Origin of the sequence: Nocardia sp. NPDC058499 (genome assembly GCF_042719915.1) — a bacterium.
GTDB lineage: Bacteria > Actinomycetota > Actinomycetes > Mycobacteriales > Mycobacteriaceae > Nocardia.
In genome coordinates, this window is sequence record NZ_JBHXMZ010000001.1 from 791,386 (window position 1) to 817,146 (window position 25,761).

Below are 25,761 nucleotides of genomic sequence, written 5' to 3' on the forward strand. Positions count from 1 at the left end.
GCCGGTATTCCCATCGCGTCATGCGACCCGCTCCGTCCGACCGGGGTCGCTGGTGCGCAGGTAGAATTCGTGCCGACGAAGGGGCAACAGTGAAGGATCTGGTCGACACCACGGAGATGTATCTCCGTACCATCTACGACCTCGAGGAGGAGGGCGTAGTACCCCTGCGCGCCCGGATCGCGGAGCGCCTCGAGCAGAGCGGGCCGACGGTGAGTCAGACCGTGGCACGGATGGAGCGCGACGGGCTGCTCCTGGTCGCGGGCGACCGGCACCTCGAGCTGACCGACAAGGGCCGCAGCATGGCGGTCGCGGTGATGCGCAAACACCGGCTGGCCGAACGACTGCTGGTCGATATCATCGGCCTGGACTGGCAGAACGTGCACGCCGAGGCCTGCCGCTGGGAACATGTGATGAGCGAGGACGTCGAGCGGCGGCTGGTCGAGGTGCTCAACCATCCCACCACCTCGCCGTACGGCAACCCCATCCCCGGGTTGGACGAACTCGGTCTCAATGCCGCCGATCTGCTCGAGGAACCACTCAAGCGGCTCTCCGAGCTGCCGCAGGGCCGGACGCATGCCGTGGTGGTGCGGCGGCTGGCCGAACATATCCAGACCGATCCGGAAGTGATCGGCCGATTGCGGGAGGCCGGTGTCGTACCCGATGCCCGCGTTACGGTCGAGAGCAAACCGGGGGCCGTGGTGATCACCGTTCCGGGGCACGGGGGTTTCGAACTTCCCGACGAAATGGCCCACGCCGTCCAGGTGAAGCTGGTCTGATCGATGGAACTCCTGGTCACCGGCGGTGCCGGTTATGTGGGTGGGGTATGCGCGCTCGTCCTGCGCGAGCAGGGACACGAAGTGGTCGTGGTGGACGATCTGTCGACCGGTAATGCGGACGGGGTGCCGGCGGGCGTCGAATTCGTCGAAGGTGATGTGGCCGAGGTCGCGCCGGATCTGCTGCGCACCCGGCGCTTCGACGGGGTTCTGCATTTCGCGGCGCAATCGCTGGTCGGTGAATCGGTACAGCAGCCCGAGAAATACTGGCACGGCAATGTGGTGAAAACCCTCACGCTGCTCGAGGCCATCCGGGAGACCGGAACACCGCGGCTGGTGTTCTCCTCGACCGCGGCGGTGTACGGCGAACCTGAGCAGGTTCCGATCACCGAGGATGCGCCGGCCCGGCCCACCAACCCCTATGGTGCGTCCAAACTGGCCATCGACCATGCGATCACGTCGTATTCGGTGGCGCACGGCCTGGCCGCCACCAGTCTGCGCTATTTCAATGTGGCCGGCGCCTACGGCGGCCTCGGCGAGAACCGGGTGGTGGAAACCCATCTGATTCCGCTGGTGTTGCAGGTCGCGGCGGGCCATCGGGATTCCATCTCGGTATTCGGTACCGATTGGCCCACGCCGGACGGGACCGCGGTACGCGATTACATCCATATTCTGGATCTGGCGCAGGCGCATCTGCTGGCCCTGGAAACCGCTACCGCGGGCACCCACCGGGTGTTCAATCTCGGTAGCGGCACGGGGTTCTCGGTACGCGAGGTGATTTCGGCGTGCCGGCGGGTCACCGGCCATCCGATCACCGCGGTCGACGCGCCCCGCCGCGCGGGCGACCCGGCGGTGCTCATCGCTTCCAGCCGGCGGGCGGTCGACGAACTCGGCTGGAAACCCGAGCACAACGATCTCGACGAGATCGTCTCCGCCGCGTGGGCCTACCTGCAGAGCCTCGGCTCCCGCGCGCACAGCGCCCGCTGATCTCGGTACACCGTTCACCACCGCGCGGTATCCATATCCACGCCGAGAGTGGCGGCACAGTCCTTACCGCACCGCGCCAGGTCGCGGAGGCGCTCCGGACGCATCCCGGCCTCCAGCGCGGTGTGCAGCAGGGTGGCCATGGAATGGTGCGGGTCCGCGTCGAGGGCGGCGTCCAAGGCGATCCCGGCGAACGGGCCGTCGCCGCGGACATAGGCGAAATAGCCCAGCAGCATGGCTGTTTCGGCCCGGTCGGCGCCCTCGAGCGCCCGCGCCAGCCGGGACCACACCTGCTCGGCCGCTTCGGCGTGCACGGTTGCGGCGAGCGCGAACATACAGTCGCGCAGTTCCCGGTCGCGTAGTGCGACCGCGATATCGGCGAGTTCGCGGGCGGCGAGATCGGCACCGGATTCGGTGTTCGAAATCAGCCAGAGCACGGTGACGAGTTCGCCACGCAGGAATCCGATCGGATCCGCATGCCGGGCGGCCGTGGCGTACCGGTCCTTGGCGCGGGCCCGGGCCGCACCCAGCTCGGCCGAAACTTCGGCGCGCAATGCGGGATCCGGCGCGACCAGTGCGGTGAGTTCGTCTCGGCACCGCCGGATCGGCCGGCCGTCCAGGACTCGATTCAGCGTCACCCAGGAGGCCACCGGATCGGCGATCAGACCGCGCCGGCCCGGATCGGTGAGACTCCACCAGGCCCGGCCGCCACCGATCGAGTGGGCCGCCCATACGGCCCGCACCGGGACGGCAGCGGCCGCCATCCGGCGCTCCAATGCGGTGAGCACCGGAATCGGTTGCGGTAGCGATCGTTCCGGATCCGGCAATCCCTCGTCGACCAGGATGACGAGCACCCCCACCACACCTGGCCGGCCACATACCCGCGATGCCGCCGCCGCGACGGTGCTCTCATCGGACGGCCGCCCGGTGGCGGGCTGCCGGAGATCGAACCGGACGACGAGATCGATGACGGCGCTGTCGGGGGCATCGGGCGCGGCACACAGCACCGCCAGCACCAGCGAACGTTCGGGCCGGAATCCGAGCATGGCGGGAATCGCCGCGATGAGATCACCCGGGTCGTCGAGCCGCGCCGGACCACCGGGCCGGGCGAGCCGATCGTATTCGCCTGTCGCTCCCTCGGCGCAGCGGAGCAGCGCCGAGCCGGCCGGTTTGTCGCCGGCCCGGGCAGGTGGCGCACCGGGCGCGGCAGCGGCCGGTGCGGACCCCCGGGCGGTCAGTGCCCGGGCGGTCGGGCAACGGCCACCGGTGCCCGTGCCGGTGGCCGCCCGGCCTGTGGGACCCGGATGACCGGCTGCGGACAGCGGGGCGGCGGGAGGCTGTGAGATGGGGGTCGCTGCGGGTGTCATGGACCGATCATGCGGCGGACGTTCTCCCAGCTCGCCGTCGTGAGCTGGGACGATGCCGGGAACAGACAAGTCTGTGGATAACTTCGGGTTGTGCATGGATTCGCCCTCCCGGCGACCGGATATCCGGCCGCGGGAAACCACCGAACCGAAAGCGGGTGCATCCGCGCGAGGGCTGTGCCACACTCCCTTCGTTCACCGGCCGCGCACCACCCCTACCGGTATCGAGGCCGCTCGGGGCCGGGAATTCACCGGCGGCGGCCGCTGTTGTCACCGCAGAGAGCCGATGCACGGCCCCGTGTGGCCGTTCATCGTCATGGGGGACAATGAAGTGTGATTCGCGGCTCGCGGCGCGGCAGCGGACACAGCAGTTGCCCGACCGGCCCGCCGACGGATCGCGCAGGAAGGAGTACGCGATGGACTACGAGTCGCGAATGTACGAACTGGAGTTCCCCGCTCCGCAGCTGTCCTCCGACGACGGCTCCGGGCCGGTTCTGGTGCACGGCCTCGAGGGTTACTCCGACGCCGGCCACGCCGTCCGGCTCGCGACGACCCATCTGCGGGAAAGCCTGGAAAGCGAACTGGTCGCGTCGTTCGATGTCGACGAGCTGCTCGACTACCGGTCGCGGCGACCGTTGATGACCTTCAAAACGGATCATTTCGCCGACTACGCCGAACCCGAACTGAATCTGTGGGCCGTACGCGATACCGCGGGCACGCCGTTCCTGCTCCTCGCCGGAATGGAACCCGACCTGCGCTGGGAGAAGTTCACCACCGCGGTGCGGCTGCTGGCCGAACAGCTCGGAGTGAGCCGCAGTATCGGTCTCAGCGCCATCCCGATGGCGATTCCGCATACCCGTCCGCTGGGTGTGACGGCGCATTCCTCGAACCGCGATCTCATCCCGGACAATCAGCGCTGGCCCGGTGAGCTGCAGGTTCCGGCCAGCGCCTCCACTCTGCTGGAGTACCGGATGGCCCAGCACGGCCACGAATCGCTGGGGTTCTCGGTGCACGTTCCGCATTATCTGGCGCAGACGTCCTACCCGGAGGCCGCGCAGACCCTGCTCGAACATCTCGGCGAGAACTCCGGTCTGCAATTCCCGCTGGCGGCCCTCGGCGAGGCGGCGGCGCGGGTCCGCGAACAGGTCAACGAGCATATCGCCGGCAACGCCGAGGTGGAGACGGTCGTCCAGGCGCTGGAGCGCCAGTACGACACCTTCGTCACCGCCCAGGAACGCCAGTCCAGTCTGCTGGTCGGTGAAGGCGAGCTGCCCAGCGGGGAGGAACTGGGGGCAGAATTCGAACGCTTCCTCGCCGAACAGGGTGGCTACTCCGACGACGAGCAGAACTGAGCGACGCGATCACCGGCACACGGCCACCGTGCCGGTGACCGGGACCGGGCACGACGTAGGGTGTCCCGGGTGGATCTGACCGAACTGCTGGAGATACCGGGAACCGACGCCGACGCGTTGTACGAGTCGTTCGCGATATGGGCAGCCGATCAGGGCACACCGCTGTATCCGGCGCAGGACGAGGCGCTGATGGAACTGGCGTCCGGCTCCCATGTCATCCTCTCCACCCCGACCGGCTCGGGAAAATCACTGGTCGCGGTCGGTGCGCACCTGTTCGCCCTGGCGGGGGGCCGGCGTACGTATTACACCGCCCCCATCAAAGCGCTGGTGAGCGAGAAATTCTTCGCGCTGTGCGAGGTGTTCGGTGCCGAACGGGTCGGCATGGTGACCGGCGATGCGGCGGTCAATCCGACCGCACCGATCATCTGCGCCACCGCCGAAATCCTGGCCAACCTCGCGTTGCGCGAAGGCGCGGGCGCCGATATCGGCCAGGTGGTGATGGACGAGTTCCACTTCTACGCCGACCCCGATCGGGGCTGGGCCTGGCAGGTTCCGCTGCTGGAGCTACCGCACGCACAGTTCCTGCTGATGTCCGCGACGCTCGGCGAGGTCGATTTCTTCGCGACCGACCTCGAGCGGCGCACCGGCCGCAGTGCCGCGGTGGTGGCCGGTACCGAACGCCCGGTGCCGCTGAACTTCTCCTACGCCCGCACACCGATCACCGAAACCCTCACCGAACTGGTGACCACCCATCAGGCGCCGGTCTATGTCGTCCATTTCACCCAGGCCGCCGCGCTGGAGCGGGCACAAGCGCTGACCAGCGCCAACTTCTCCAGCCGGGCCGAGAAGGATGCGATCGCCGAGGCGCTCGGCGAGTTCCGGTTCTCCTCCGGCTTCGGGCGGACCCTGTCGCGGCTGATCCGGCACGGGATCGGCGTGCACCATGCGGGGATGCTGCCCAAGTACCGGCGGCTCGTCGAACGCCTCGCGCAGGAAGGGCTGCTGAAAGTCGTCTGCGGTACCGACACGCTCGGTGTGGGCATCAACGTGCCCATCCGCACGGTATTGCTGACCGGGCTCACCAAATTCGACGGTGTCCGGACCCGGCGGCTCAAAGCCCGCGAATTCCATCAGATCGCCGGCCGCGCCGGGCGGGCCGGTTACGACACGATGGGCACCGTGGTGGTGCAGGCGCCGGAGCACGAGGTCGAGAACGCCAGGCTGCTGGCGAAGGCAGGTAACGACCCGAAGAAGATGCGTAAGGTGCAGCGCCGCAAACCGCCCGAGGGTTTCGTGTCGTGGAGCGAGGAAACCTTTCAGCGCCTGGTCGCCGCCGCGCCCGAACCGATGGTGTCGCGGTTCGCGGTGACCAACGCCATGCTGCTGAACGTGATCGCGCGCCCGGGCAACTGTTTCGAGGCGATGCGCCATCTGCTGGAGGACAATCACGAGCCCCGGCCGGCGCAGCGGCGGCATATTCTGCGGGCCGTGCGGCTGTATCGGGCGCTGCGTGACGCCGGGGTGGTGCAACAGCTGCCGGAACCCGATGAGCATGGCCGTTACGCCCGGCTCACCGTGGATCTGCAGCGCGATTTCGCGTTGGACCAGCCGCTGTCGCCGTTCGCCTTGGCGGCGTTCGAACTACTCGACCGGGGTTCGCCGAGTTATGCGCTGGATATGGTGTCGCTGGTCGAGGCCACGCTCGAGGATCCGCGCCAGCTGCTGATGGCCCAGCAGCACAAGGCCCGCGGCGAGGCGGTGGCCGAGATGAAGGCCGAAGGGATCGACTACGACGAGCGGATGGAACTGCTCGAGGAGATCACCTGGCCGAAACCGCTGGCGGAACTGATCGAGGCAGCCTACGAGACCTACCGGGCCGGACACCCCTGGCTGTCGGAGTTCGCGCCGTCTCCGAAATCGGTGGTGCGCGATATGGTCGAGCGGGCGATGACCTTCACCGAGCTGATCTCCTATTACGAGCTGGCCCGGTCGGAAGGTGTTGTCCTGCGGTATCTCGCCGACGCCTACCGGGCGCTGCGGCGCACCGTGCCGGAGGCGGCCCGGACCGAGGAATTGGACGATCTCACCGAATGGCTGGGTGAACTGGTCCGCCAGGTGGATTCGAGCCTGCTCGACGAATGGGAGCAGCTGACGGGCGCCGGCGCCGAAACCGATGCCGAACAGCTCGCGTTCGGCGCCGAAACCGTCCGTCCCATCACGGCCAACGAACGCGCCTTCAAGGTGATGGTGCGCAACGCGATGTTCCGCCGGGTCGAACTGGCGGCCCGCCGCCGCTGGGCCGAGCTGGCGGATCTGTCCCCGGGCCCGGACTGGGCGGCCGATCTCGGACCCTATTTCGCCGAATACGACGCTATCGGTACGGGCCCGGACGCTCGCGGCCCGCAGCTGTTCCGGATCGAGACCCGCCCCGGTTTCTGGCAGGTACGGCAGATCATCGACGACCCGGCCGGCGATCACGGCTGGGCGGTGCTCGCCACCGTGGACCTGGCCGAATCCGATGCCGCGGGTGATGTGGTGTTCGACGAGGTCACGGTGGTATCCGGGTGATCGCCGAGAACAAATGAGCGAGGTCGACGGGCTGTGACGGCGGAGTTCACCGGCCGGCATGTGCTGGCCGAGTTCGGCGGGGTCGACAGTGCGCTGTGCGACGACCTGGACGGGCTCACGGCGGCCCTGCACGCGGCGCTGACCACCGCGGGCGTCACCATCTGCGAGATGGTGAGCAAGCAGTTCGAACCGCACGGGGTCACCGTGCTGGCGTTGCTGGCCGAATCACACGCTTCCCTGCATACGTATCCGGAGACCGGTGACATCTTCGTCGATGTCTTCACCTGCGGGACCTCCGCCGACAGCGCCGAAGCCGTCGCCGAGCATCTGCGCACCGCGCTGGCACCGCGCCGGGTGCAGATCTCGACGGTGCGGCGCGGCCGAGCACCGGCGTCCGAAAGGGGTGGGGCCGGAATCCTCGGCAGATAACTTACTGCCCGCCGCGCCTGTCCCGTCATACCCCCGCTCTACCGGCAGCCGCGTCGCTCGGTCCTGGTTCGGCCGTAGCCGGCGGAACTGGCCGACTGGCTTTGCCTCGCCGTGCGCCGGTGGCCTGCTCCGGGCAGGACAGTTCACCGGGGGCGCGGCGCGCTCCGGCCGACGACGCCTGGGTGCATCCGGCAGTCCGTCGCCGCTGCCCTGGCCACGATCGGGGTGAGGGGCGGCGGCGAGCCGGCGCCCGGACGTTGCACGGGCACGTCGCAACCGGCCGAGGAGGACAGCGCGGGTTCGCTCACCGGAACGCGGCGGCGGCCAGCATGTAGGCCATCCCGAGATCCATGATCACGTGCGGTAGTACCCCGACCGGCAATCCGCGTCCCGGCGCGGCGGTATGCCCAGCCCACCACAGACGACCTCCACGCAGCGCGGCCACAACCACCGCGATCGCATCGGCCAGGAACAACAGCGCGAGGGCGGTTACCGGTACAACCCCCTGCCCGCCGCCGTGCCCGCCGGCGGAATGACCCGACATGGTCGCCAGCATCACACCCGCCGCGAGGAGGTGATAACCGAGCGCACCGGCCTGCCCCGGGCGGGGCGAGCGGGTCCGCACGATCCGGGCCACCGCGAGCAGGCCGAAGACCAGCGTCATCGCGAGCAGTACACCGTGCAGCGCGTGGGCGTGTACCCGATCGGGGAACAACACCATGACCGACATCACGGCGCACATCAGGAGATGCGCCGCATCGGATTCGTGGTCGCCGCCCGCGCTTCCGCAGCCCGCGCCGACGCGATCCCGCTGCCCCGCCTGCGGCGTCACCCGGGCCAGCACCACCGCGGCCGCGACGGTGAAGGCGAGCGCGGCACCTATCCTTATCGCCATCTGGTCGAGCTCGAATTCACCCATGCCGCACTGCCTTTCGCGATGGAAGCACCATCGGACATGGTCGCACGATAACCCCGGCCGGAGCACGGCTTCGACCGGAACGGAGCCAACCGACGTATCGCACCTCCGCTCGGCTGCCGCCCGGCCGAAGCGCCCCGGGAGCGTGCGCCGCACGGTGGCGCAGTCCGTCCGGCCGTCGATCGCGTGGCGCCCCGCCGCGACCGCCGCCGGTGGCCGCCCGGGGTTTCGTTACGCTGGTTGTCGCAATGACCAGGACTGCCGTCACTCACCGGGAGCTTCGTACCCGGTTGGCCTCACTCACCCTCCGCGACGAACACCGGCTGCGCAAACAGCTCGACCGGGTACGCGGCGGGGACCTCGCCCGGATCGAATCCGAGATCGGTGCCGCCGAACAACGCGTCGCCGCCCGGCGCACGGCGCTACCCGCGATCACCTACCCGGAGCAACTCCCGGTGACGGCGCGGCGCGCCGATATCGCCGCCGCCATCGCCGCCAACCAGGTAGTGGTCGTCGCCGGCGAGACCGGGTCCGGTAAAACCACGCAGATCCCGAAGATCTGCCTCGAATTGGGCCGGGGTATCCGCGGTGCAATCGGGCATACCCAGCCGCGCCGGCTGGCGGCCCGTACGGTCGCGGAGCGGATCGCCACGGAGCTGGATACCGAACTGGGTGACGCGGTCGGCTATACGGTGCGGTTCACCGATCAGGCGGCCGAGCACACCCTGGTCAAACTGATGACCGACGGAATCCTGCTCGCGGAGATACAGCGCGACCGCATGCTGTGGGCCTACGACACGATCATCATCGATGAGGCCCATGAGCGCAGTCTCAATATCGACTTCCTGCTCGGTTATCTGAAACAGCTGCTGCCGCGCCGGCCGGATCTGAAGATCATCATCACGTCGGCCACCATCGACCCGGAGTTGTTCGCCCGGCATTTCGCGGACGAAGCGGGTGATCCGGCACCGATCGTCGAGGTATCGGGCCGGTCGTATCCCGTCGAGCTCCGGTACCGGCCGCTGGCGCTGCCGGTCGCGGCCGATACCGACGACGACGAGGACCGGGCGGTGGACCGCGACCCGGTCGATGCCATCTGCGATGCCGTGGTCGAACTGTTCGCCGAAGGCGACGGCGATGTGCTGGTATTCCTGTCCGGCGAACGGGAGATCCGCGATACCGCCGACGCCCTCACCGATCTGAAACTCCCCCGCACCGAGATCCTGCCGCTGTATGCGCGGCTGTCGGCAGCCGAACAGCACCGCGTCTTCGCACCACATACCGGACGCCGGGTGGTCCTGGCAACGAATGTCGCCGAGACGTCGTTGACCGTTCCGGGAATCCGCTACGTCGTCGACCCCGGCACCGCGCGGATCTCCCGGTACTCGATGCGGACCAAGGTACAGCGGCTGCCGATCGAACCGATTTCCCAGGCCTCGGCGCGGCAGCGGTCGGGTCGCTGCGGCCGGGTGGCCGACGGTATCTGCATCCGCCTGTACTCCGAGGACGATTTCGACGCGCGCCCGGCGTTCACGGACCCGGAGATCCTGCGCACCAATCTCGCCGCGGTCATTCTGCAGATGACTTCGCTCGGCCTCGGCGATATCGAACGATTCCCGTTCGTCGAGGCGCCGGACAGCAGGGCGGTCCGCGACGGTGTCGCACTGCTCGAGGAACTCGGCGCCCTGGTCGGCCGGACAGCGGAATCGCGGGCGGCCGGCTCGCCGGACTCGCGCGCCGGGGACGGCTCGAGCTCCACCGACCGATCGGGCGCCGGTATTCGGTCCACCGCCGAGCCCACCGGACCGGAGGAGCCGGCCGGATCCGCCGGACCGGAAGCGGACTCCACGATGTCCCGGCAGGGTCGGCGCCACACACGTCCGGGTGGTCCGGCATCGGGGCATACACTCACCGCGACCGGGCGGGAGATGGCCCGGCTGCCGGTGGATCCCCGGATGGGCCGCATGCTCGTCGAGGCGCACCGCACCGGCTGCCTGGCCGATGTGCTGGTGATCGTGGCCGCGCTGTCGATCCAGGATGTCCGCGAACGGCCGGCCGATCAGCAGCAGGCCGCCGATACCGCACACGCCCGGTTCAGTGTGCCGAACTCGGATTTCCTGGCGTATCTGCGGCTGTGGGAGTACCTCAACGGTCAGCGACAGGCTCTGTCGGCCAACCGGTTCCGGCGGATGTGCCGGGAGGAGTTCCTGCACTATCTGCGGATCCGGGAGTGGCAGGATCTCTACGGCCAGTTGCGCACCATCACCAAGGGTATGGGCTGGTCGCTGCACAACGGCTCGGCCGAATCCGTGCCGGCGCAGCGCCCCACCGCGGCGGAAACCTCCGACCGGGCCACAGATTCCCGGCGACGGGGTCGCCACACCAGGAAACCGGAGCGCACAGCGGGCGGCCGCGATACCGGTACCGCTCATCCCCTCCCGTCCGGCCCGCGGCCGCTCGACGAGATGACACCCGATACCGATCCGTGGGATTCGACGTCGATCCATCAGGCGCTGCTATCGGGCATGCTGTCGCATATCGGTGTCCGCGAGGCCGAATCCCGGGAGTTCCTCGGTGCGCGCAACGCCAAGTTCATGATCTTCCCGGGATCCGGGCTGGCCAAGAAACCGCCGCGCTGGGTGATGGCGGCGGAACTGGTGGAAACCTCCCGGCTGTGGGGGCGGATGGCGGCCCGGATCGAACCCGAGTGGGCCGAACGGCTCGCCGGGAACCTGGTGAAACGCCACTATTCCGAACCGCATTGGTCGTCGCGGCGCGGCACCGCCCGCGCCTACGAACGTGTAACGCTCTACGGGGTTCCGCTGGTCAGCGGACGGCTCGTCGATTACGGCCGGATCGACCCGGAAACCACCCGGGAACTGTTCCTGCGCCACGCCCTGGTCCAGGGCGAATGGCAGACCCGGCACGAGTTCTTCCACCGCAACCGCGCCCTGCTCGACGATATCGCCGATCTGGAGCACCGGGCCCGGCGCCGCGATATCCTCGTCGACGACGAGGTGCTGTTCGATTTCTACGATCAGCGGATACCGGCCGATATCGTTTCGGTCCGGCATTTCGACACGTGGTGGAAGGCTGCCCGGCGCAGCGACCCGCACCAACTCGATTTCACCACCGACGCCGTGGTCAACGAGGGCGCCGACCGGCTGGACCCGGCCGCTTTCCCGGACACCTGGCGTCAGGGCGAACTATCGTTCCCGCTCACCTACCAGTTCGAGCCGGGGCAGGCCGACGACGGTGTGACGGTACGGATTCCGGTCGCGCAGCTGGCCCATGTCCGGGCGGTCGGCTTCGACTGGCTGGTGCCCGGGATGCGGGCGGAGCTGGCCGCGGCGCTCATCAAATCCCTGCCCAAGCAGTTGCGGCGGACGGTGGTGCCCGCCCCGGATTTCGCCAACGCCGCGCTGTCCGCGCTCACTGCCCGCGCCGAACCGTTGCGCACCGGATTGGCCCGCGAGCTCACCCGGCTGGCGGGTATCCCCATTGCCCCGGCCGATCTGAACCCCGCCGCGCTCCCCGCCCATCTGCGCATGACCTTCGCCGCCGTCGACACCGACGGCCGGGTCCTGGATACAAGCAAGAGCCTGGCCGAGCTCAGAACCCGGCTGTCCGACCAGGTTTCGGCGTCGGTGGCGGCGGCAACGGCCGGAGACGAACGGGCCGCTGCCACGGTGTGGACATCGGAATCGCTGGGCACCCTGCCCGCGACGGTGCGCCGGGAGGTCGCCGGCCAGCCGGTCACCGGCTATCCCGCGCTGGTGCCGGAAACCGGCGGTGTCGCGGTCCGGGTGCTCAAAACACCGGGCGAACAGGCCCGGGCCATGCGCGCCGGAACGCGGGCACTGGCGCTGGCCGCGATCCCGACGTCCACCCGTGCGGTGACCGCCGGCCTGTCACCGGCGGACCGGTTGGTGCTGAGCCAGAATCCGTACGGGTCGGTCGAGGCGCTGGTGGAGGATTGCCGCGCGGCGGCCGCCGATCAGCTCATCACCGCCGCCGGCGGACCGGTCCGCGACCCGGAGCGGTTCGACCGGCTCGTGGCGGGGATCCGGCCGAAGTTCAACGACGTGGTGGCCCGGATAATCCGCCTGGTGGTCCCGGTACTCGCCGCGGCGCACGAGGTTTCGGCCGCCCTGCCGGGGGTCCGGGAATCCGATATCGCCGACGATGTGCGAGAGCAGCTGGCGGAACTGGTTTTCGACGGTTTCGTTTCGGAGTGGGGTCCGGCGCGGTTGCGGGAACTGCCCCGCTACCTCCGAGGCGCCACCGCCCGGCTCGCGGCGCTGCCCGGTTCGGCCGACCGCGACCGCCGGGCCATGGCGGAAATGGATGCTGCGGCTGCCGTCTACGATCGCCTGATCGCCGGTTCTCCGGAATCGCGGCGCCGGTTGCCCGCGGTGACCGAGGTCTGGTGGATGCTCCAGGAATTGCGGGTGAGCCTGTTCGCGCAAAAACTCGGGACGCCGTATCCGGTGTCGGTCAAACGGATACAGAAGGCAGCAGACGCCGCCCGGCGCTGAAGGCGAGCACCGCCGCAGCCGAGACGACGACGCACACGTCGTTCGCCCGTCCGCGCCCGGCCGACGCGCACGGCACATCGCCGATCGACCTGGGGCCGGTTTCCCGCGCCCACGGCATGCGGTGGGCAGCGCCGGGCCGAGACCACGGTCCACGGCCGAACGAGTTCTGCCCATCGCCGAACGGGTCCGGCGTCGGCGGCCACATGACCACTGTGCCGCTCCGGTTTTTGCTATGGGAACGAAGGCCCTGAACGGACTCCGACGAATGCCGATGCGGCGGACGATCCTGCCGGGCCGGACCGGTGGGACCGCGTTCCTGGGTGGATGGCTGTGGCGCGGCGGGTGCGCTGACGGGAACGAGAGGGCGCGCCGGTCAAAGGCGAGCCGGTCACCGGCGCGCTCCGGGCCGGCCGCCCGGCGGTACCGGATCAGTCGCTCGCGGCGACCGCCGCACGCGCCTCGCGTATCTCCTGGATCTCGCGTTCGAAATCCTCGGCTGAGGTGAACGATCGATACACCGAGGCGAAGCGCAGATACGCCACCTCGTCCAGTTCGCGTAGCGGCCCGAGTATCGCCAGCCCGACCTCATGGCTCGGCACCTCGGGCGATCCCTTGGCCCGGACGGCGTCCTCGACCTGCTGGGCCAGCAGATTCAGTGCGTCGTCGTCGACCTCGCGGCCCTGACAGGCACGGCGCACACCGCGAATAACCTTCTCGCGGCTGAAGGGTTCGGTGACTCCGCTGCGTTTGACCACGGAGAGAATCGCCGTTTCCACGGTGGTGAATCGGCGGCCGCATTCCGGGCATGCCCGTCTGCGGCGAATGGCGGCGCCCTCGTCGGCCAGTCGCGAGTCGACGACCCGGGAGTCGGGGTGTCGGCAGTACGGGCAGTGCATCCGGGGTCCTTCGTCGCTGCGAACGCTCGCGGCCGAACCGGCGGCGGTCGCGGGTCCGGCGAGCGCTGGCACCGGGTGGCTGCCCGGCACCGGGAGGGCCGGTGCCAGGCACCGGCTCATCTGCATAACACATCGAGAATACCGGCACGGGGTGTGCCGCGCTCTCCCTCACCCCGGGACGGCGCGCGGACGGGTGCACGACCTACCGGACTCCGGCCGCACCACCGGGCGCCGCGGGCACCGCCACGGCCGGAATTCCGGGCAGTTCCGGGGCCGGTGGCGGCTCGGGGGCACGCAGATGGGCGAGTGCCAGGAAGCCCGCCACCACCGCGGCGGTGAGCAGGGCCGTCACCGCCGTCGCCGCGAACCCGGCACGGGCGCGCTGGACGAGTTCGGCGGGTTCCCGCGAGCCGGCCCGACCCCGGGCGGCGGGGTCGGGCCGCAGGGCGGCGGGCGCGCGACCGCCGGGCCGTGCCCCCGGCCGCGCGACCGCGGCGCAGGGCCGGGACGTGCGGCCGGGGTGCGGGACCCGCACCGGTGACTCGCCCTCGCCCGGACGGCAACTACCGGTCTCCGTCGGCGGTAGGGGAACGAGTGCCGTTCGGGTGGTGGCGTCTTCCCACGCACCGGTGCCGGTCACGCTGATCGCAGTGTTCATCGGATGGACCTCCGTGCTGGTCGCTCGCGGAACCTCGGGCGGTTATTCGATCAAATGTTCGACGAACTGATGTTCGATTTCTACCATGCAAAGGGGGATGATGTCAGTAGCAACGCCGGACATACCTCGAACAGATGTTTGATAGATCGCAGCGGTCGGACTAGATTCACTGCACGGTATGAACTTCGGGTACGTACGGAGCGGATCCGCCCGCCGGGCGCGGGTCCAGCGGACGCGGAGACCGACGAGAAAGGGCGGTTGTGGTGAGCCAATCAGACACGGGTGACGGGGCCGGGACCGGCGCCGGTCCCGAGCCGGCGGCAACCGGGGCGGATCTCACCGTGCGTCAGCGCAAAGTGCTCGACGTGATCCGTTCCTCGGTGAGCCTGCGCGGCTACCCGCCCAGCATCCGCGAGATCGGGGACGCGGTGGGGTTGAACTCCACCTCCTCGGTCGCCCACCAGTTGCGCACCCTGGAACGCAAGGGCTATCTACGCCGCGACCCCAATCGTCCGCGCGCCGTGGATGTCCGCGGTATGGACGAAGCCGTCCGTTCGGTCACCACCTTGGCGCCCGCCGATACCGCGGTGGGAGCGGCTGCGGTCCCGGCCACCGAGGACGGCAACGCCGATCAGCCCGTCCCCACCTACGTACCGGTCCTCGGGCGGATCGCCGCCGGTGGCCCGATCCTGGCCGAACAGGCGGTGGAGGACGTGTTCCCACTACCCCGCGAACTCGTCGGCGACGGCTCGCTGTTCCTGTTGAAGGTGGTCGGCGAGTCCATGGTCGACGCCGCGATCTGCGACGGCGACTGGGTGGTCGTGCGCCAGCAGAACGTGGCCGATAACGGCGATATCGTCGCCGCCATGCTCGACGGGGAGGCCACGGTCAAAACGTTCAAACGCAGCGGTGAGGATGTCTGGCTGATGCCGCACAACCCGTTGTTCGAACCGATCCCGGGTAACGACGCGCGCATCCTCGGCAAGGTCGTCACGGTGATCCGCAAGATCTGAGCACCGATACCCCTGCGCGGTCGCCGCGAATCACCCGGAGGGATGTGGTCGCGGCACCTTCCCGCTCAGACGGCAAGGCCCGGCTTGTGACCGGCGCGCTCCGGGCATGCGGAGCACCGGGCGCGGTCGGCAACGGAACGGGGTGAACTCGGATGGCCGGCAACAGCATTCCGGTAGCGCGCCCACGCTGCAGCACCGAGGACACCGGCCTGGTGTGGTACGCGGCCTACGGGTCGAATGCGGACCCGGACCGCCTGGCCTGTTACCTCGTCGGTGACACCCCGGACGGCGCACTGGCTACGCCCGGCACGGTATCGAGTGCGGACGGTTCCGGCCGGCCGCCGATTCACGGTTGCCGGGACCGTACGCCGCCCGCCCGGTCGATCGGAATCGTTCTCCCCGGAGTCCTCTATTTCGCCACCGAATCGGCGATCTGGACCGGCGGCCGGGCCTTCTACGATCCTGTAACGCCCGCCGAAACAGCTGCTCGCGCCTACCTGCTCACCCGCGCCCAGTTCAGCGATATCGCTGCGCAGGAGATGTACCGGTCGCCCGGAACCGATCTGGATCTCACCGAGGCACTGCGCACCGGCCGGACGCGGTTCGGCCCCGGCCGCTACGAAACCCTTGTGTGCCCCGGTTCTTACGAGGGTGTGCCGATCGTGACGTGCACTGCCGATCGGCGCTGGCGCGACCTGCCCGGAAATCCGCCGGCACCGGCCTATCTGCGCCGGATCGCCATCGGCCTGCGCGCGGCGCACCGCTGGTGCGATGCCGATACGGCCGCCTATCTCTCCACCCGCCCGGGCGCGGCGGGGTATTGGACCCCGCGCATGGTCGCCGAACTACTCAGCGACGACTGAACGAGCCGGCCGGTTCCGCCGCCCCGGAACCGGCTCCGCGCGCACCGTCGCTCGAACGGCGCGAGGAGCTGTGGCGCATCGCCGCAGAGGCCGGGGCCGGCACCCGGCACGACTTCTACAGAACCGGTCGGGCGCGGCCACGGGCCCCTCACGGTGACCGGTCGAGCCCCGGGCCGGTTTGCTCGCGCGCTTCCAGCGCCACCGAGATCGCCTGGGCTCCCACCTTGATGAGCTGCGCATAGCGCTCCCGGTCGGCCGGACCCACCTCTGCGCGCAACGGGCCGAACTGGACTTCGTACGGGACCTCGTCGCCGCGGAACACCGGCGCGGAGACGTAGCTGACCGGAAGCGACCGGGGGGTCACGATATCGGCTGTGGTGTATGCCCGCGAGGTCAGCCGGGAAAGCTGGCGCAGCAGTTTCGCGCGCAGGGCCGGCTGCAGGAGTTCGGCGCCGAGCGCGCCGAACAGTTCGGTGAGCACGTCGACCAGCCCGGCATCGTCGTCCTTCGGCCGGAACATCGCGAATCCGTGGGTGGTGACGAAGTAGAGCAGATCCCGGGCGCCCTCGCGGCCGGCCGCCGAGCGCAACCATCGTTCCCGTTCATCGGTCGACCGCCATGGCATCACCGCCGCCCCGGCGGGGTATGCCAGCGGAATCGACTGCCCCACCGACAGGCCCGGCACGATCGTCTCGCCCGCATAGTGTTTCGCGACGATGGTGAGCCGGTCGCCGGCGATCCGGCTCAGTGTCGCCCCGCATCCGGCCGCCTCCGCCAGTGCGGCGAGTTCCGCGCCGACAGCCCCGCCCGCCTCGACGGCTTCGGTGCCGGCCAGACGGGACAGGGCCGGTCCCGGGCGGTACGCCAGGCTCGCATCACGGGTCGCCCACTGCGCCGCGCACAGTTCGGTGAGTACGGCCGTGACCGTCGCCCGCGCCAGCGAGAGCCGATCCACGATCTCGGTTACCGTGAGCGCTCGCGGTGACTCCGCGAGCAGTTCGACCACCGCCACGACCCGCCGGGTGGGCGGAGATCCCGAAGCCGCCATCTCGATCCACTCCCTTGTCGCCGGCCCGGGTGAGCCCTACACTGCATCGACTATTCGGTATCAGATTGTCGAATAGTCGTCATCAGTGTAGTAGACACTTCAGGAGGAGACCATGATTCTGGACAGGTTCCGGCTCGACGACCGAGTCGCGATCGTCACCGGCGCCGGACGCGGTCTGGGCGCCGCGATCGCGCTGGGCTTCGCCGAGGCCGGTGCGGACGTGGTGATCGCCGCCCGCACCGAAACGGATCTGAACGCGGTCGCCGGGCAGATCCGCGACCTCGGCCGGCGAGCCCATACCGTGGTGGCCGATCTCTCCGACGCCGACGCCTGCGCCGCGTTGGCCGGTACCGCGGCGGCAGAATTCGGCCGGCTCGATATCGTGGTGAACAATGTCGGCGGCGCGATGCCCAAACCCCTGCTCGACACCTCCCCGGACACCATGACGGAAGCATTCGAGTTCAATGTCGCCAACGCGCATGCCCTGATCCGGGCTGCCGTACCGATCATGCTCGATACCGCCGACGGCGGTTCGATCATCAATATCACCTCGACCATGGGCCGCCTGCCGGGCCGGGCCTTCGCTGCCTACGGCACCGCGAAGGCCGCGCTCGCCCACTACACCCGGCTGTCCGCGATGGATCTGTGCCCGCGTATCCGGGTCAACGCCATCGCCCCCGGTTCCATCTCGACCTCGTCGTTGAAGGTTGTCGCCGACGACGACAATCTGCGCGGTGCACTGGAGAAGGCAACCCCGCTGGGGCGGATCGGCGATCCGGCCGATATCGCTGCCACCGCCCTGTTCCTGGCCTCCCCCGCCGGCGGGTACCTGACCGGCAAGGTGATCGAAACCGACGGCGGACTGATCGCTCCGAATCTCGATATGCCGATCCCGGATCTGTGAGGTGACCTCATGACCTATCGCGTCGTGCACTGGGGCACCGGCAATGTCGGCAGGCACGCCCTGGCCGGCATCATCGGCGACCCACGGCTCGAGCTCGTCGGCGTTCGAGTTTCCAGCAGCGAAAAGGAGGGTCGCGACGCCGGTGAGCTCGCCGGCCTCGAGATCCGGACCGGCATATCGGCGACCATCGATACGGCGGCGCTGCTCGCCGCGAAACCCGATGTGGTGGTCTACACCGCCATGACCGATAACCGGCTCATGGAGGCTCTCGGCGATCTGCGGACGATTCTGTCGGCGGGTATCGATGTCGTGGCCAGCGCGCCGGTGTTCCTGCAGTACCCGTGGAAAGTCCTGCCGGAGGACCTGCTGCGCCCCGTCGAGGAGGCCGCGGCGGCGGGCGGCGCCTCGCTGTTCGTCAACGGGATCGATCCCGGGTTCGCCAATGATCTCCTGCCCCTGGCGCTCGCGGGTACCTGCCGCCGGGTCGACCGGATCCGCTGTATGGAGATCGTCGACTACGCCACCTACGACAACGCGGCCGTGATGTTCGACATCATGGGGTTCGGGAAATCCCTGGACGAAACGCCCATGCTGCTCCAGCCCGGGGTGCTGTCGCTCGCCTGGGGCAGCGTGGTGCGGCAGTTGGCGGCGGGTCTCGGGGTGGAATTGGACAGCGTCACCGAAACCCACCAAAGGATTCCCGCGCCGGAGGATTTCGAGATCGCGGCGGGCGCGATCTCGGCCGGCACCACCGCCGGGCTGCGGTTCGAGGTTCGCGGGATGGTCGGTGACGAGGTGGTCACGGTGCTCGAACACGTCACCCGGCTGCGCGCCGACCTGGCCCCGGACTGGCCGCAGCCGGCGCAGGAGGGCGGGTCCTACCGGGTGGAGATCACCGGTGAACCGCACTACCGCATGGATATCTGCCTGGCCAGCGATCACGGCGACCACAACCATGCCGGGCTCGTGGCCACGGCGATGCGCGTGGTCAATGCGATTCCCGCGGTGGTGGCGGCGGCACCGGGTATCCGGACCACCCTGGATCTCCCCCTGGTCACCGGCCCCGGCCGGGAAATGAACACTCCCAGTTCATGATTCGACCCGCACGGCGGGTGGGCACATCGCAGATGGCATACCCACCCGCCGTGGCAATGCCCATTGACACAGCGCCGTTTGCTCCGGCCGCGCCGTCCTCCGCCCCGAGCCACCTGGGACTTCGACCTACCGGATTCGATTGAGCGGGTCCCACCCACCCGGACTCTCATCGCACCTCGACCGGCTCCGAGTGGTTGGCTGCGATCCGGAATGTCACCGGCGGCCGGTGACCCGGTGGCCGCAGGGCCGCGCCGGCCGCGGTTATCAGCACCGAAGCGAAATGAGCCGGTGCGCAGCGTGACCCGGCACCAGGTCCGGGCGCACGGCGCCGGCGATACGGCGAGGGGCAAGGATCCGCGGATACCTTGCCCCTCGGTGTATTCACCCCGAATTGCGGTGCGTTACCCGGATCCGGTCAGGAGAGTTTCAGGCTGCGCCCGATGATCTCTTTCATGATCTCGGTGGTGCCGCCGTAGATGGTCTGCACGCGCGCATCCAGGTAGGCCTGGGCGATCGGGTACTCGCGCATATAGCCGTACCCGCCGTGCAGCTGCAGGCAGCGATCGATCAGGGCGACCTGCTCCTCGGTGCTCCACCACTTGGCCATGGCCGCGTCCTCGACCGACAGCGTGCCCGCGTTCAGCTCGGTGATGCAGCGGTCCACCAGCACCCGCACCGCGGTGGTCTTGGTGGCCAGCTCGGCCAGCACGAAGCGGGTGTTCTGCAGCGCGCCGATCGGTTTGCCGAAGGCCTTGCGGTCACGGACGTACTGGCAGGTCATATCCAGGCAGGCTTCCATCGCCGCGGCCGCCATGACCGCGATCGAGAGCCGCTCCTGCGGCAGGTTCTGCATCAGGTGGATGAAGCCCATCCCCTCCTGACCCAGGAGGTTCGCGGCGGGCACCCGGACATCGGTGAAGCTGAGTTCGGCGGTGTCCTGCGCCTTCAGGCCGAGCTTGTCCAGGTTGCGCCCGCGTTCGAAGCCCGGCATACCGCGCTCGACCACCAGCAGGCTGAAGCCCTGGGCGCCCTTCTCCGGGTCGGTCTGCGCGACCACGATGACGATATCGGAGTGGATGCCGTTGGTGATGAAGGTTTTCGCACCGTTGAGCACCCAGTCGTCACCGTCGCGGACCGCGCGGGTCTTGATGCCCTGCAGGTCCGAACCGGTGCCCGGTTCGGTCATCGCGATAGCGGTGATGAGCTCACCGGAACAGAACTTGGGCAGCCAGCGCTTCTTCTGCTCCTCGTTGGCCAGTTCCAGCAGATACGGAGCGATGACATCGTTGTGCAGCGAGAAACCGAGGCCGGAGTACTGTCCGCGCACCGTCTCCTCGGTGATGATCGAGTTGTAGCGGAAATCCTTCACCCCGCCGCCGCCGTACTCTTCCGGCATAGCCATACCGAGAAAGCCTTGTTTGCCGGCTTCCAGCCAGACGGAACGGTCCACGGCGCCCTGCTCCGCCCACTGGTCGTGGAAGGGCGCCACATGCGTCTCGAGAAACTTGCGGTACGACTCCCGGAACAGGTCGTGCTCGGGTTCGAACAGTGTGCGCTCCACACCTACCTCCTAGTGAACACTCCGACGGGGCCGCACCGGCCCGTCGCTGTGATCCACCGTACCCGGAGTGCGAATGGTTGTTTACTTCGCTCCTGGAATTCGCTGGTGTTCCTGCTCCGTGTCCGATCTCCGCTCCGCCGTACCATTCACCCACGGCGGGTGCGGCGCTCAGACCGGGAGCAGCTCGCGCAGCCGCCCGGCGAGCGTGCGGCCGCGGTCACGGTCGCGTTCGCCGAGCAGGAAGGTCAGTTCCTCGCGTACGGCCTTCTGCACCGTGAGCGACAACTGCTGCGCGGCCTCGTCGAGATCGTGCGCCTCCCGCCACGGCTGCGGATCGATCGCGGTACCGACCGAGAAATAGAAGCGCTCGGGGCGCGGGATGGCGGTGGGCCCCAGCCCGCGCACCAGCGGCGGGGTGAGTTCGGCGTGGATACCGAGCGCCTCGACCACCCGCCGCAGTGGCCGCAACAGCAGGTCGTCCTTGTCGGCGAGGATGTCGTAGGCGTCATCGATCCCGATCATCGCCACCGGCAGGATCGGGGCCCCGCATTCGATCGCCATCCGGGCGAATCCGGTGCGACCTTCCCAGCGCAGCGTGTACTTCTCCCCCTTGCGGCGGATCGCCTCGCGGCCGCCGCCGGGGAAGACGATCACCGCTTCGCCGTGTTCGAGCAGCGTCCGGCAGTTCTCCCGGGTACCGCGCACCGAACCGTAGTGGTGCAGCATATGCCGCACGCCCGGAACGCGGATCAGCACATTCTCGGCGAGCCCGCGGATCAGCCTGCCCCGCCGCCGCAGGACCTCCGGCAGCAGCAGCGGAGCGTCGATCAAGCCGAGCAAATTGTGGTTCGCGACCAGCAGCACCGGCCCGGACTCGGGGATATTCGGCAATCCGAAGAACCGGGGATCGCTCCAGGCCCGCACCGGCGCCAGCAGCGCCTCCAGGAAACGGAGATCGACGCCGCCGAGGTCGACCGTCAACGGCGCCCCGTCGCTGAGCCGCGGCAGTACCGCATCATCGTGCTGCCGGTCCCGTCCGGCTGTGGAGCGTTCGCCCGTGTTCCCCATGAATCCCTCCTGAAGTCGATCGATATTGATTGTGAATCGACATCAGCGGTATTCACACCCGGTTATGCGAAGTACCACACTCCGGGACAAGAAATCAGCGCGCAGGTAACCCTCACGTTTCCGCGGCGCCCACATGCGCGTAATCGGACAGCGCGGCGGCGAGCGCACGCGGTACCCGCGCCTGTACCCGGGTGCCGTGCTCGGTGTGCTCGGACTGCGAGATCCGGCCGTCGGCGTGGATCCGGGCCAGCAGATCGCCGCGGCTGTACGGAAGCAAGACGCTCACTTCCACATCCAGGCCGCCGAGGACCTCGCCCAGCCGCGTCCGCAGCCGGTCGATACCGAGATCCTTGTGCACGGAAACGAATTCGGCATCCGGCAGCAGCCCGCGCAGCCGGGTCAGCTCCAGCGGATCGATCTCGTCGATCTTGTTCACCACGAGCAGCTCCGGTGGCGCCGGCAGACCCGATTCGCGTACCACATCGGTGACGACCTCGCGTACCGCCTTGATCTGCTCGACCGGCAGCGCATCGGAACCGTCCACCACATGCAGCAGCAGATCGGCGCCGGTGACTTCCTCCAGCGTGGAGCGGAATGCCTCGACCAGCTGGGTCGGCAGATGCCGGACGAATCCGACGGTATCGGTGAACACCACCTCGCGGCCGTCCTCGAGCTGTGCCCGGCGCGTGGTCGGATCCAGCGTGGCGAACAGCGCGTCCTGCACCAGTACCCCGGAGCCGGTCAGCGCGTTCATCAGACTCGATTTACCGGCGTTGGTGTAGCCCACGATCGCCACGGCCGGTACCCCGCTCGATGTGCGACGCGCGCGTTTGGTGTCGCGGGCGGTTTTCATCTCGCGGATCTCGCGGCGCAGTTTGGCCATCCGTTCCCGGATCCGGCGGCGATCGGTCTCGATCTTGGTCTCACCGGGACCACGCAGACCCACACCGCCGTTACTACCGGCCCGGCCGCCCGCCTGCCGTGACATGGACTCACCCCAGCCGCGCAGCCGCGGCAGCATGTACTCCATCTGGGCCAGCGCGACCTGCGCCTTACCTTCGCGTGAGGTGGCGTGCTGGGCGAAGATATCGAGAATCAACGCGGTCCGATCGACCACCTTGACCTTGACGACCTTCTCCAGCGCGGTCAGCTGAGCGGGTGTGAGCTCACCGTCACAGATGACGGTATCCGCGCCGGTGGACAACACCACCGCGCGCAACTCCTCGGCCTTACCGGAACCGATATAGGTGGCCGGGTCGGGGCGATCACGGCGCTGGATGAGCGCCTCGAGCACCTCGGATCCCGCGGTTTCGGCGAGCCGGGCCAGTTCGGCCATGCTCGCATCCGCGCTCGCGGCGCTGCCCTCGGTCCAGACCCCGACCAGTACCACGCGTTCCAGGCGCAGCTGCCGGTACTCGACCTCGGTGATATCGGTGAGCTCGGTGGACAGACCGGCAATACGCCGTAGCGCGCTGCGATCCTCCAGTTGGAGTTCACCGGTGGTGGGATCGGCTGTCCAGCCGTCCCGGCGACCGGGCGCGGCGTCACCGCCGTCGTGACCCGCGACGCTGATATCGACAGCGTCCCCGGAATCATCCGGATCGTATCCGGCGGATTCCGCGTCGAACGCTGCATGGGACCATTCGCCGGTCCCGGACGTGTCAGTGCTTCTCATACACCTTCCATGCTGCCACCCTGCGCTGGTCGGCGCATTCGAATTTCCCGGTAGGGGGCTTACTGCGCATCCCACCAGTCCGCGGCCAGCTCGCCGCTCGCCACCAGTTCCGACGGGCCACGCAACCACGCCGCACCCTCGCGGACACCCACCCGGACCTCCCCGCCGGGAACCCGGACGGTGACCTCGCCGCCGCCCGTGGCCAGATCGAAACCGTCCGCTGCCAGCGCCGCCGCTGCCGCCGCGACCGTGCCGGTACCGCAGGACCGGGTCTCGCCGACGCCCCGCTCGTACACCCGCATATCGACACCGCCACCGGTATCGAGCCCGGTCAGGATCTCGATATTGACTCCCCGCGGGAACATATCCGGGTCGTATCCGGGGGGCGCTGTGAGATCCAGTTCGGCCAGTGATTCGGCCGTCAGTGAGCTGTCGACGCAGGCGAGATGCGGATTACCGACATCCACACCCAGTCCCCCGTAACCCCAACCGGCCAGCGTGGCCGTCGATTTCCCGAGGACCCGCAGCGCGCCCATATCCACCGTCACCTCGCCGAGCACCGCACCGGCGCTGTGCACGACGACCGGGCGCGCGCCCGCCCGGCTGCCCACCACGAAACGCTCACCCTCGGCCAGCCCGCGCCACACGAGATAGTGCGCGAAAACACGCACTCCGTTACCGCACATCTCGGCTACCGACCCGTCGGCGTTGCGGTAATCCATGAACCAATCGTCCGGGCCCACCCCCGCGGGCAGTTCCGCCAGCACACCGGCCGCGTGCAACCGGCCGGCGGTCGCGACCCGCAGCACACCGTCGGCGCCGAGCCCACGACGCCGGTCACACAGCGCGGCCACCCGGGCCGGGGTGAGGTCCAGCCGCACCTGCGGGTCGGGCAGCACCACGAAATCGTTCTGGGTGCCGTGCCCCTTGGTGAATTCGACGGCTTCCCCGTTGCGGGTGCTCACGTCTTCGCCTCCGTGCACGTCGGTCGGTTCTCCTCGATTGTCATTTGGCAAACGTCCGGCGCTGCCGGGAAATTTCGTACAGCGCCACCGCCGCGGCCGACGGCGCACCCAGCGAACTGGCGGTGCCGCCCATCGGAATGTTGACCGTATCGTCGCAGGCCGCCGACCAGGCGGCGCTCATACCGCTGGTCTCATTGCCGAGCACCAGGATCGTGGCATCGATCAGATCCTGATCGAAGACGGCGCGGTCGCCGCGCTCGTCGGTACCCACGATCCGCGTCGGTATCCCTCGCTCGACCTGCCGGTCCCGGAATGCGAGCACATCGGCCGGACCCGCCACCCGGAACACCGGCATCGAGAACAGCGAACCGGTGGACGCGCGGACACAGCGCGGGTCGTACTGGTCGGCGCCGTGCCCGCTGACCACCACCGCCGAGGCACCGAACGCATCGGCAGAGCGGATAAGAGTGCCGAGGTTGCCCGGCGAATTCGGCCGATCGAAGACGACGACAACCGGAGCTTCACCAGGGTCGCCGGCCTCGTAGCCGGCCAGATCGGCGGGGACCTGCTCGGCGACCGCGACCAGTTCGGGAGCGCCTGCGCTCTTCTCCCCCAATTCCGCCATCAGCTCCGGCGCCAGCCCGACCGCCGATACCGGACTGCTGTCGAGAACATCGCGCGCCCACGAGGACAATCCGGGATCGTCGCCCAGCCGGTACAGCAGGGTTTCCAGCGGCCAGTCGCAGGCCAGGGCCTGCGTGATCGGCCGGACCCCGTGCACCAGGAACCGGCCGTCCCGATTCCGGGTGGCCCGGTTGTCCAGATAGGCCGTCCACACCTGGACGGCGGCATTGCGGCTGTGTATCTGCCGGGTCACGGCCGGGTCGACTCCTTCGCTGTGGATTCCTCCGCCGGGGATCCCGTGGGATCGTGCATCGGCGGCTCGTTCGGGCCGGGCGCCGGCGCGACATCGGGATCGAACGCCGTCGGCGCACCAGGATCGCGCGCCAGCGGGGCAGCCGCGTCGCGCACCGGGGAGGCAGCAACACTGTGCGCGCCGGGCGCCGCGGCGGAGCGGGCGTCGGAAACCG

20 protein-coding genes are annotated in these 25,761 nt (G+C 68.9%); 10 read left to right on the forward strand and 10 right to left on the reverse strand.

Annotated elements, in window-relative coordinates; all coding sequences use genetic code 11:
- The first annotated feature begins 89 nt into the window (after window positions 1–89).
- Together ACFWPH_RS03630 and galE are read left to right on the forward strand one after the other, a co-directional pair.
- Complete coding sequence (locus ACFWPH_RS03630; protein WP_378747894.1) at window positions 90–776, forward strand: metal-dependent transcriptional regulator; 687 nt, start codon at window positions 90–92, stop codon at window positions 774–776.
- Between the two features lie 3 nt (window positions 777–779).
- A complete protein-coding gene (galE, locus tag ACFWPH_RS03635; protein ID WP_378747895.1) occupies window positions 780–1,760 on the forward strand; it encodes a UDP-glucose 4-epimerase GalE in 981 nt (326 codons plus the stop codon).
- A 14-nt stretch (window positions 1,761–1,774) separates the two neighbouring features.
- Here the strand turns inward: galE and ACFWPH_RS03640 are convergent, their stop codons facing one another.
- A complete protein-coding gene (locus ACFWPH_RS03640) occupies window positions 1,775–3,124 on the reverse strand; it encodes a DUF4192 domain-containing protein (protein ID WP_378747896.1) in 1,350 nt (449 codons plus the stop codon).
- A gap of 413 nt (window positions 3,125–3,537) precedes the next feature.
- Here ACFWPH_RS03640 and ACFWPH_RS03645 point away from each other — a divergent pair, with 413 nt between their 5' ends.
- The 3 genes from ACFWPH_RS03645 (at window position 3,538) to speD (ending at window position 7,470) form a co-directional block, all read left to right on the forward strand.
- Window positions 3,538–4,473, forward strand: a complete 936-nt coding sequence (locus ACFWPH_RS03645) for a PAC2 family protein (protein WP_280417008.1) — start codon at window positions 3,538–3,540, stop codon at window positions 4,471–4,473.
- A 93-nt stretch (window positions 4,474–4,566) separates the two neighbouring features.
- On the forward strand, window positions 4,567–7,041 hold the full coding sequence (locus tag ACFWPH_RS03650; RefSeq protein WP_378748233.1) for a DEAD/DEAH box helicase: 2,475 nt from the start codon (window positions 4,567–4,569) through the stop codon (window positions 7,039–7,041).
- 33 nt (window positions 7,042–7,074) lie between these two features.
- Window positions 7,075–7,470, forward strand: coding sequence for an adenosylmethionine decarboxylase (gene speD, locus ACFWPH_RS03655; protein ID WP_378747898.1), 396 nt, complete (start codon window positions 7,075–7,077; stop codon window positions 7,468–7,470).
- 304 nt (window positions 7,471–7,774) lie between these two features.
- Here speD and ACFWPH_RS03660 read toward each other — a convergent pair whose 3' ends face one another.
- Window positions 7,775–8,389: a DUF5134 domain-containing protein gene (locus ACFWPH_RS03660; protein ID WP_378747899.1), complete on the reverse strand. Its 615-nt coding sequence runs from the start codon at window positions 8,387–8,389 to the stop codon at window positions 7,775–7,777.
- A gap of 245 nt (window positions 8,390–8,634) precedes the next feature.
- Here ACFWPH_RS03660 and hrpA point away from each other — a divergent pair, with 245 nt between their 5' ends.
- Window positions 8,635–12,924, forward strand: a complete 4,290-nt coding sequence (hrpA, locus tag ACFWPH_RS03665) for an ATP-dependent RNA helicase HrpA (RefSeq protein WP_378747901.1) — start codon at window positions 8,635–8,637, stop codon at window positions 12,922–12,924.
- A gap of 428 nt (window positions 12,925–13,352) precedes the next feature.
- On the opposite strand, the gene nrdR is transcribed toward hrpA, so the two are convergent.
- Both nrdR and ACFWPH_RS03675 read right to left on the reverse strand, forming a co-directional pair.
- The gene (nrdR, locus tag ACFWPH_RS03670) at window positions 13,353–13,820 is read right to left on the reverse strand and encodes a transcriptional regulator NrdR (protein WP_378748234.1); all 468 of its coding nucleotides are present in this window, start codon (window positions 13,818–13,820) and stop codon (window positions 13,353–13,355) included.
- A 202-nt stretch (window positions 13,821–14,022) separates the two neighbouring features.
- On the reverse strand, window positions 14,023–14,478 hold the full coding sequence (locus tag ACFWPH_RS03675) for a hypothetical protein (RefSeq protein WP_378747902.1): 456 nt from the start codon (window positions 14,476–14,478) through the stop codon (window positions 14,023–14,025).
- 263 nt (window positions 14,479–14,741) lie between these two features.
- Here ACFWPH_RS03675 and lexA point away from each other — a divergent pair, with 263 nt between their 5' ends.
- Together lexA and ACFWPH_RS03685 are read left to right on the forward strand one after the other, a co-directional pair.
- On the forward strand, window positions 14,742–15,491 hold the full coding sequence (gene lexA, locus ACFWPH_RS03680; protein ID WP_378747903.1) for a transcriptional repressor LexA: 750 nt from the start codon (window positions 14,742–14,744) through the stop codon (window positions 15,489–15,491).
- Window positions 15,492–15,643: 152 nt separating this feature from the next.
- A complete protein-coding gene (locus ACFWPH_RS03685) occupies window positions 15,644–16,354 on the forward strand; it encodes a histone deacetylase (RefSeq protein ID WP_378747905.1) in 711 nt (236 codons plus the stop codon).
- Between the two features lie 148 nt (window positions 16,355–16,502).
- On the opposite strand, the gene ACFWPH_RS03690 is transcribed toward ACFWPH_RS03685, so the two are convergent.
- Entirely contained in the window at window positions 16,503–17,402 is a 900-nt protein-coding gene (locus ACFWPH_RS03690; RefSeq protein ID WP_378747906.1) for a helix-turn-helix domain-containing protein, read from the reverse strand.
- A gap of 112 nt (window positions 17,403–17,514) precedes the next feature.
- On the opposite strand from ACFWPH_RS03690, the gene ACFWPH_RS03695 reads away from it, so the two are divergent.
- Together ACFWPH_RS03695 and ACFWPH_RS03700 are read left to right on the forward strand one after the other, a co-directional pair.
- Window positions 17,515–18,306 carry an SDR family oxidoreductase gene (locus tag ACFWPH_RS03695; RefSeq protein WP_280460580.1) on the forward strand — a complete coding sequence of 264 codons (792 nt, stop codon included), beginning with the start codon at window positions 17,515–17,517 and terminating at the stop codon, window positions 18,304–18,306.
- Between the two features lie 9 nt (window positions 18,307–18,315).
- Window positions 18,316–19,401 carry a diacylglycerol kinase gene (locus ACFWPH_RS03700; protein WP_378747908.1) on the forward strand — a complete coding sequence of 362 codons (1,086 nt, stop codon included), beginning with the start codon at window positions 18,316–18,318 and terminating at the stop codon, window positions 19,399–19,401.
- A 415-nt stretch (window positions 19,402–19,816) separates the two neighbouring features.
- Here ACFWPH_RS03700 and ACFWPH_RS03705 read toward each other — a convergent pair whose 3' ends face one another.
- From ACFWPH_RS03705 to ACFWPH_RS03725, 5 genes are all read right to left on the reverse strand, one after another.
- Complete coding sequence (locus tag ACFWPH_RS03705; RefSeq protein ID WP_378747909.1) at window positions 19,817–20,962, reverse strand: acyl-CoA dehydrogenase family protein; 1,146 nt, start codon at window positions 20,960–20,962, stop codon at window positions 19,817–19,819.
- Between the two features lie 168 nt (window positions 20,963–21,130).
- On the reverse strand, window positions 21,131–22,030 hold the full coding sequence (locus tag ACFWPH_RS03710) for a lysophospholipid acyltransferase family protein (protein WP_378747911.1): 900 nt from the start codon (window positions 22,028–22,030) through the stop codon (window positions 21,131–21,133).
- Window positions 22,031–22,142: 112 nt separating this feature from the next.
- Window positions 22,143–23,705 (reverse strand): GTPase HflX, encoded by a 1,563-nt coding sequence (hflX, locus tag ACFWPH_RS03715; RefSeq protein ID WP_378747912.1) that lies wholly within the window; start codon window positions 23,703–23,705, stop codon window positions 22,143–22,145.
- 59 nt (window positions 23,706–23,764) lie between these two features.
- Complete coding sequence (gene dapF / locus ACFWPH_RS03720; RefSeq protein WP_378747914.1) at window positions 23,765–24,670, reverse strand: diaminopimelate epimerase; 906 nt, start codon at window positions 24,668–24,670, stop codon at window positions 23,765–23,767.
- A gap of 40 nt (window positions 24,671–24,710) precedes the next feature.
- The gene (locus ACFWPH_RS03725; protein WP_378747915.1) at window positions 24,711–25,547 is read right to left on the reverse strand and encodes a TrmH family RNA methyltransferase; all 837 of its coding nucleotides are present in this window, start codon (window positions 25,545–25,547) and stop codon (window positions 24,711–24,713) included.
- Between the last annotated feature and the right edge of the window lie 214 nt (window positions 25,548–25,761).